Here is a 7,675-nt window from a genome sequence, read left to right as displayed (position 1 = left end):
ATTTTATTCAAAATAGCTGCGCATGCGTTCGAAAAGATTTTTTTCCGATTTATCCGGGCTAGGGGTAAAGTTGGAGGATTCCGTAAATTTCTCAATGATTTTCTTTTCGTCCTTAGTCAGGTTCTTGGGAATCCATACATTTATATTAACCATCAAATCACCTTTTCCATAGCTGTTAATAGATGGAAGCCCTTTGCCCTTTAGCCGTAAAATCTTGCCCGGCTGGGTACCTGCGTCAATCTTAATCTTGACCTTGCCCTCAACAGTGGGGATTTCCTTGGTAGTCCCCAATACTGCTTCAGGGAAACTTAGATAAAGGTTGTAAATCAGATTTTGGCCTTCCCTGATCAGTTCAGGATCCTTTTCTTCTTCGACGATGACCAGCAAATCGCCATTGATGCCGCCTCTGCGGGCTGCATTCCCTTTGCCCGAAACATTAAGCTGCATGCCATCTTCAACCCCGGCAGGAATGTTCAGGCTGACTACCTCCTGATCCTGGACAACCCCTTCGCCATAGCAAACTGTACATTTTTCGCTGATTGTACGGCCTTCTCCGCCGCAAGTCGGACAGGTAGAGGCTGTTTGCATTTGGCCTAAAAAAGTATTGGTTACATGAACCACCTGGCCAGTTCCGTGGCAGGTAGGACAAGTGCTATAGGATGAACCGTGTGCAGCACCCGTTCCGTCGCAGGCTTTACAGGAAACATACTTATTTAACTTGATCCTTTTCTCAACGCCATTGGCAACATCGTGAAGGTTCAGTTTGACTTTCACTCTGAGGTTGGATCCTTTGTTCATCCTCCTGGAGGAACGGCGACCGGAAGAACCGAATCCGCCAAATCCACCGAATCCGCCAAAACTTTCTCCAAAAATATCTCCGAAATGTGAAAAGATATCCTCCATGGTCATTCCGCCACCGCCGAATCCACCTGCTCCGCCATTTAAACCGGCTTCTCCATACTGGTCGTAACGGGCTTTTTTCTGGTCGTCACTGAGAACTTCATAAGCCTCGGCAGCTTCCTTGAATTTTTCTTCAGCTTCCTTGTTGCCCTGATTACGGTCGGGATGATATTTTAACGCCTGCTTTCTGTATGCTTTCTTTATTTCATCCTTAGTAGCGTCTTTGGATACTCCAAGTACTTCGTAATAATCTCTCTTTGCCATTATTAAATCCTTATTTTACTCACCAATTACTACTTTGGAATAACGAATCACCTTATCATTCAGATAGTAACCTTTTTGAACCACATCCAGAATCTTCCCTTTCATTTTTTCTTCGGGTGCAGGAATCTTGGTAATGGCTTCGTGTATGTCGGTATTGAATTCAATATCCTCGGTATTGATTTCTTTGACGCCCTGCCTCTCCAAGAATTCCTTGAATTTGCTATAAATCAGTTGAACGCCTTCTTTTAGGGCATTAATATCCTCTGCCTGGTCAATGGACTTTAAGGCTCTTTCCAGGTCGTCAACCACGGGAAGCAGATTTTTCAAGATACTTTCGCCCGCTGTCTTGGTCAATTCCATTTTTTCTCTCAGCGTGCGCTTGCGATAGTTGTCAAATTCTGCAGAAAGCCTTATATATTTGTCTTTCATCTCTGCCAGCAGTTCTTCAGCAGTTGGAGCTTTGGGGGCGGCTTCTTCTTCTTTCTGAGCTTCAGCCTTTTTCCCTTCTGTCGCCTCTTTGGTTTCTTTAACGGGTTCTTTTTCTTTTGCCTCAGCTGTTACTGTTTCTGTTGCACTTTTTGTTTCCTGGGACATATTTATAGTTTGATTGTCAATCTGTTCTTCCACTTTTTTACCTGATTCCTTACTTTTTTGCTCTTTGTTTGTTTTATTTTTTTTAATCATTTTCCGCATTTTGAGTTAAGTTTACACTATTGCCATTCCTTGCAAGCAAAAATATTGCCATAAACTATTTTGCGACAAAATGGCAGAAATAATTTTTTCACACTGCAAAAATAGCAAGTACTAAGGAAATATTACTAATTTTTTTTCTTCAAAGGGATTATTTGTTGTAATCCATACTTCTGGCTGGATGTGCGCGTTATTTTTATTCAATCCCAAAACAACGACTTCCATTTTTTTGTTGATCATATCCTCATTGACTGGCACATAATACGTGTAAGAGCTATCGGTGGAAGGAACTGCAAGTTCAATGCAGTTTGTCGGGAATGAGATGCTGCGGTCGGTACAACCCTTGATGGTATTTCCGACCCTTAAGGCTGCCCATACTCCATCTTCCCCGTGAAGGCCTTTAACGGCAACAGCCAGATAGCTGTTTTTAGCCACTTCATTAAGGCTGAATTTATAAGACCATGCTTTTACTGCCGGATGTGAACTGTAAGAGCTGAACAGGTTGGAGGCTTTCCAATTGCTGCAGTCTATGCCTTTGTTCTTTAACAGGCCTTCTATTTCAGATACTTTCAGCGGACTGTTGGTCATCCGCAAATAACGGAATGGAGAAGTCACCGGAATATTGATCACCAGATTATTTCCTTCTTTCTTGAGGTTTTTAACAGTAATCCATTTTCTTAAATCTGCAGAAATCTGGATACTCTTGGGTGTATAAGCTTTTCCTGTATTAATAAAAACCAGTTTATCCATTTTGGTTATTTTCCCAAGGTCTAGCCTGAAAATACCTTTATTATTTCCTGAAATTTTGTTGACCTTGAAATAAGTACTGGTGTCAGCGTCAAAAAGATATTTGTCCCAGGCGCCTTTTTCAATAAAGGCGGGCTGGCCAAAGAATGCATTTCTGGCATCCTCAACCTCTGCGATATGAGAGTCGCCTGATCTTTTGAGCGATCTTACCTCCAATGCATTATTGTCAGATGCAAAACAGGTTGTTTCATACAGGGTTTCGGCATCCTGCGGTACACTGACAGGTTCTGCCACTCCAAGTTTCCTGTGGGGAGGAAGCTGAAGAATGTTTCCTGAAAAATCAACACTGAGGCTGCCGTCTTTTAATAGTTCGCTAACGTCCTGTTCCCCATACATCACCTTTGAAAACCTCCTGTTGTCTTTTGCCAACTGTATGGTTGACCCTGTACCGGGCATGCCCAGCAGTTTTATTTCAAGGGGTTGATCGGGTAGGTCTTTTACGATTTGATAATTGCATCCGATTATACCCAGCTCTTTGTCGGGCTGGTCGGTAACCATTACCAGACAGGCGCGGAAAGGCTGAACTTCAATATTAACGGTAGAACTGATATCGAACTTCCCGATGATTTTTTCGGCAGGGTGGAGCAGGCGTACTTCTACATTTCTTTTTGTATTGAGCCCTATGGATTTGTCAAGTTTGACGGTATATGTAACCGTTTGCCAGCCGGTATTGCGCAAAGTAATGAAACGTGTTCGTTTATCCCCACGGGATACTGCACCAGGGCCGTATTGGTCTTCAGGAAGCTGAATGCCCTGGATAAGAATGTTGTTGTATTTTTCGTGAAGGTTGAAGATCCTGGCCAGTTTGGCGTATTCATCATCCCGGAGAAGCCAGGGATTGCCGTAAATTGCGGGAGCAAGGACAGGAGAACGGCCAAAAGCCTGGAGAACCAGTTCATCATCCCAATAATCAAGGCAGGAAGACAGGCAGACTCCGTCGTTAAGCGAAAGCCGCTGCATGAGCGAAAGCGTATCAGACAGGTTCCCCAACCTGTGATGCACAGAAGTCTGATTGTTCCATATATTTATGTCAACATATCTTCCGCTGTTTCCGGGCATATTGGAAGTTACCACCCCTTTGGCACTTTCATCAAAGGTGACGCCGTGGTTTAAGACGATCAGGCCGGGAACAGCCTTGCGGCACTGGGAAATCAATTCCGTAAATTCTGCGGTCTTTTCCGGCCTCAAGTCCGAACAGCGTGCATCAAAATCAAATAGCTCAAACTGGTAATCCTTGCACAACTTCAGAAGTATCCTGCCTCTTGCCTGGGCATCATCTTTACTTTCGCCAAAACCGTCCGGGCCAAGCCATATTCCGAAACGTGTATTTTGTTCTTGTGCCTGTGCATAAAGAGGATCAAAGCCTTTGGAAAATTTGGTTTTGAACTGAAAGGTCTCAAACGATCCGTAGGAAGATTCTGTCTTGTCCTTGGGCAGGCCTTTGTTCCAGAAACTTGATGAATAGTCGATAGTGCCAGGGCCAAAGGAATAAATATCCAGGTGCAGCCCGTATTCGGCATGCAACCATTTGAAAAAATTCAGGTTGGCCTTGGTTTGTTGCTCATTGGGGCCTTCCCAGGTGTTGTTCAGCCAGGAACAATAAAAAGATCTGGAAGGGGTGAGCTCGTTGACGTCTTTCGATTTCTTTTGCCCTAAGCCCTGGAAATTAAACAAAATTCCACAAAGAACAGGCATTGCCCAATACCTGAAGGCAGACGATGGGGTTTGTGAATGTTTCATACGTAAATAATTGATTTTTAAAGGACGTATGTAACTTCATGTTTGCTATTTTCATTCGTACTTTGTATTTTATTCGCAAACATGTTCGTTTCATACGTAAATAATTGATTTTTAAAGGACGTATGTAACTTCATGTTTGCTATTTTCATTCGTACTTTGTATTTTATTCGCAAACATGTTCGTTTCATACCTAAATAATTGATTTTAAGATGTCGTATGGAACACCCATGTTATTAAATTTATTAGTTTTTTGTGTTTCCGGAATCATGGGTGTTTCATGAAGGATTAATTTTTTATGCATCTGACGGAAAAGGCAAATCCCTGTTCTTTTGCCCCACGGCAAATAGTCCGGTAACCTGACCCCAACATGCGGATGTATGCATTTCCCTGAGTATTTTTTGCTGAAGTTGAAGTCCAAAAGTACGCATTTTTATTCAGACTGTTGTAATGTTGGCCGTCAAAAAATCCGGCATACCTGGCATTAAATCCGGCAGGGCTGCCGGGCAATAATTTTGTATCCACATCAAGGCCACGGCAAACTGTTTCATAATCATCTCCTTTGTCTGCATCTTCCTGCGACATACCCAGGAAAATTTCCAGGGTTTTCCATTCGTCATCGGAAGGGATATGCCAGCCTGCAGGACATATTCCCTGGGCCATTTCAACAGTACTCCCGTTCATGGCTGTTTGCCAGGTGTACAAAGCGCCCAAGCTGTCGCCGTTGGCGGCGTTGTTATCGTAGAAGTATCGGGTGAGGGGTTGTCCGTCAGGAGTATGCGATACCTTCAAGTTTTCAGCCATCCAGGTTTGATTGCCGATTTGAGTAACAGTGTACACATTGCCATCGATATCGGCTACAGGATCAAAGACGGTAATGCCTGCTGTACGGGTATGCTGGTTGGTATCCGTAACGGATACGGAGTAGGTGCCTGCTTTGACATTATCCAGGTTCTGTGTGGTAGCGCCGTTCGACCATTTATAAGTGTAGGGTTGTGGATTATATGAATTCTCTACATTTCCCTTATGCAGCTCAAGCTTTACCCTTCCGTCCGTGCCAGAGGGCTTGGAGGGGCTTGACGGCACCAGTCCGATGGTAAAGGTATCAGGCTGTAAAACCGTAAATTCCTGACGGGCTTTGGCTTTTGCTCCGTTTCTCGAATCGTTGACGGTAACACTGTACAACCCTGCTGTTATGTTTTTTATTGTTGAAGAGGTATCCCCGTTGTCCCACAGAATCAGATAAGGGGCACAGCCCCCTGAAACAAGAAGGTGGATGGAGCCGTCATGGCCACCGAAAGAAGTTGTGTTTTTTATTTCGCCCTGAATAGACAAGTCCGTTAGCGCTTCATCCTTTTGGCATGCAGGCAGCGTAAGCAGGAGGCAGATACTAAAACATACCCCTTTGCATGATTTTAAAATAAAAGCCAACAAACAAAAAAAGGGGGATAATATTTTCAGAAAGTATCTCATCTTGTTTCAGCTGAATATTTTATATCAAACCTAAGATATTTTTTGCGGAAAGACAAAAATGAAGAGGGAGATTTTGAAAATGGAAACAATTTAAAGAATGATACTTTAGAATTTTATTGATTTTTTAATGTTCTGTTAGCTATTTTGAATAAATTAATATATTTTTAAAACTTACAGTTTTGATGGCGCTTTTTATCTATTTTCCTGGGCAATAGTGAGTCATGTGCCGTTTTTAACGCGCCAGTTCTCCATTTGCTATTTTTTAAATTGGCTATGAATATAAATGTATATAAATACTAAAACTATGAATTCAAAAATTGATTATCAGGTAAACCCCAAGGAGAATCTCTACTTTTCTATCCGGTTAATTACAAGTATCGGATTATATGCTTTAATAATCTGGTTGGTCGTTGAATCGTTGGACTTAGAAGAGCCGGCGGCAGGAACAGTATTTGTCCTGTATTTTTACCTTGCCTTAATTATTGTGTATCTTTTTATGCGATTTGGTGTAATCATCGGGCATTTAAAAGGTAATGCCGTGAAATTGACAAAAGATCAGTTTCCCGAGATTTATCAGATCGTAAACAGGCAGTCCGAATTATTGGGGTTGGACTATGTTCCCAGTGTTTATCTCCTGCAATCCGGAGGAGTGATGAATGCATTTGCCTCAAGATTTCTGGGCAGCAATTATATTGTTCTCTATTCTGAAATTGTGGAGATATCCGACAGTCAGGATAAAAACATACTTGAATTTATTATCGGTCATGAGTTGGGGCATATTAAACGCAATCATTTGCTCAAAAAATTGCTGCTGTTTCCCTCTTCTTTGATACCGTTTTTGGCTGCTGCTTATTCGCGGGCATGCGAGTATACCTGCGACAATATCGGCTATGCCTTGTGCCCCGAAGGTGCAAAGAGCGGGATCTTGCTGCTGGCCTCTGGAAAAAATTTATACAAGAAAGTAAACATCAAGGAATTCATTTCCCAGGATTATCATGAAGACGGATTTTGGACCTGGTTTGCCGAGAAAGTATCTTCCCATCCCAACTTGACCAAAAGACTGGCCAGCCATGTAACTGAAAAGGATTTTGCGATCAAAATCGAATTGTCATCTCCGGTTTTGGAGAAAAAAGAGGAGGTAGATTATTCGCGGTTCATGCCCAGATAAAATAATATCTAAAGTAAAGGAGAAGATTTTGATTACAGGGCAATTACGTATCCTAATGACAGATTAAATAAAAAAGGGTTCCCCTGCAAAATCTTGTGTTTGGCAATTAAAAAAGTTAGAGCATCATCTTCATCATTGCCGTTGGCTTCAGCCAACGGATTTGGTGCAGCAAAAAGTTTTCCGGCTTTAGCCAAATATGGGCATAATTTTAAGATGCTGAATTTGGGCTAAAGCCCAAGAAATATCCTGATTTTTATTGCCGTTGGCTTTAGCCAACGGGTTGTGTGAAGCATTAAGTTTTGCGGCTTTAGCCGAATGTTCTGGTATTATTTTAATAGAATGTTGGGCTTAAGCCCAAGAAATACAACATTTCCTTCAGGATCCCTCAGCTGAAGCTGACGGCAATGATTAATACATATTATTTAATGTGAGATTTCATATTAATCCTGCTAAAGCGCATAGCATTGAATAAATACAAGAAAATCTATGAGATCAGATTTCATTGCCGTTGGCTTCAGCCAACGGATTGATGGGACAAACAGAATTTTGGGCTTTAGCCCAAAGAAATAGTTTTTTGTATTTCAGGATAAAGAGATAATGAAAAGCAAATAGAAAGGATTAAAAATGATGATAAAT

The 7,675-nt window shown here is 42.0% G+C and carries 6 protein-coding genes; 1 reads left to right on the top strand and 5 read right to left on the bottom strand.

Features of this window, described 5'->3' with window-relative positions:
- Nucleotides 1-3: 3 nt before the first annotated feature.
- The 4 genes from dnaJ to Q8907_10175 all read right to left on the bottom strand — a co-directional run bounded on the left by dnaJ (nucleotide 4) and on the right by Q8907_10175 (nucleotide 5,871).
- Nucleotides 4-1,164, bottom strand: coding sequence for a molecular chaperone DnaJ (gene dnaJ, locus Q8907_10190; GenBank protein ID MDP4274635.1), 1,161 nt, complete (start codon nucleotides 1,162-1,164; stop codon nucleotides 4-6).
- Between the two features lie 15 nt (nucleotides 1,165-1,179).
- Entirely contained in the window at nucleotides 1,180-1,848 is a 669-nt protein-coding gene (locus Q8907_10185; protein MDP4274634.1) for a nucleotide exchange factor GrpE, read from the bottom strand.
- A 120-nt stretch (nucleotides 1,849-1,968) separates the two neighbouring features.
- Nucleotides 1,969-4,401: a discoidin domain-containing protein gene (locus tag Q8907_10180; protein MDP4274633.1), complete on the bottom strand. Its 2,433-nt coding sequence runs from the start codon at nucleotides 4,399-4,401 to the stop codon at nucleotides 1,969-1,971.
- Between the two features lie 285 nt (nucleotides 4,402-4,686).
- Nucleotides 4,687-5,871: an FISUMP domain-containing protein gene (locus tag Q8907_10175; GenBank protein MDP4274632.1), complete on the bottom strand. Its 1,185-nt coding sequence runs from the start codon at nucleotides 5,869-5,871 to the stop codon at nucleotides 4,687-4,689.
- 304 nt (nucleotides 5,872-6,175) lie between these two features.
- Here Q8907_10175 and Q8907_10170 point away from each other — a divergent pair, with 304 nt between their 5' ends.
- Nucleotides 6,176-7,039: a M48 family metallopeptidase gene (locus Q8907_10170; GenBank protein MDP4274631.1), complete on the top strand. Its 864-nt coding sequence runs from the start codon at nucleotides 6,176-6,178 to the stop codon at nucleotides 7,037-7,039.
- Nucleotides 7,040-7,071: 32 nt separating this feature from the next.
- Here Q8907_10170 and Q8907_10165 read toward each other — a convergent pair whose 3' ends face one another.
- Complete coding sequence (locus tag Q8907_10165; GenBank protein MDP4274630.1) at nucleotides 7,072-7,233, bottom strand: hypothetical protein; 162 nt, start codon at nucleotides 7,231-7,233, stop codon at nucleotides 7,072-7,074.
- Nucleotides 7,234-7,675: the final 442 nt, after the last annotated feature.

This window comes from Bacteroidota bacterium, from assembly GCA_030706565.1.
In the GTDB taxonomy this organism is placed as follows: Bacteria; Bacteroidota; Bacteroidia; order Bacteroidales; family JAUZOH01; genus JAUZOH01.
Note: the sequence above shows the minus strand (reverse complement) of the source record. Positions and strands in the feature narration are given on the sequence as shown.

Bases quoted from the DNA above. Each gene is read 5' to 3' on its own strand.
- dnaJ (MDP4274635.1), bottom strand. From the start codon at position 1,164: ATGGCAAAGAGAGATTATTACGAAGTACTTGGAGTATCCAAAGACGCT.
- Q8907_10185 (MDP4274634.1), bottom strand. From the start codon at position 1,848: ATGATTAAAAAAAATAAAACAAACAAAGAGCAAAAAAGTAAGGAATCA.
- Q8907_10180 (MDP4274633.1), bottom strand. From the start codon at position 4,401: ATGAAACATTCACAAACCCCATCGTCTGCCTTCAGGTATTGGGCAATG.
- Q8907_10175 (MDP4274632.1), bottom strand. From the start codon at position 5,871: ATGAGATACTTTCTGAAAATATTATCCCCCTTTTTTTGTTTGTTGGCT.
- Q8907_10170 (MDP4274631.1), top strand. From the start codon at position 6,176: ATGAATTCAAAAATTGATTATCAGGTAAACCCCAAGGAGAATCTCTAC.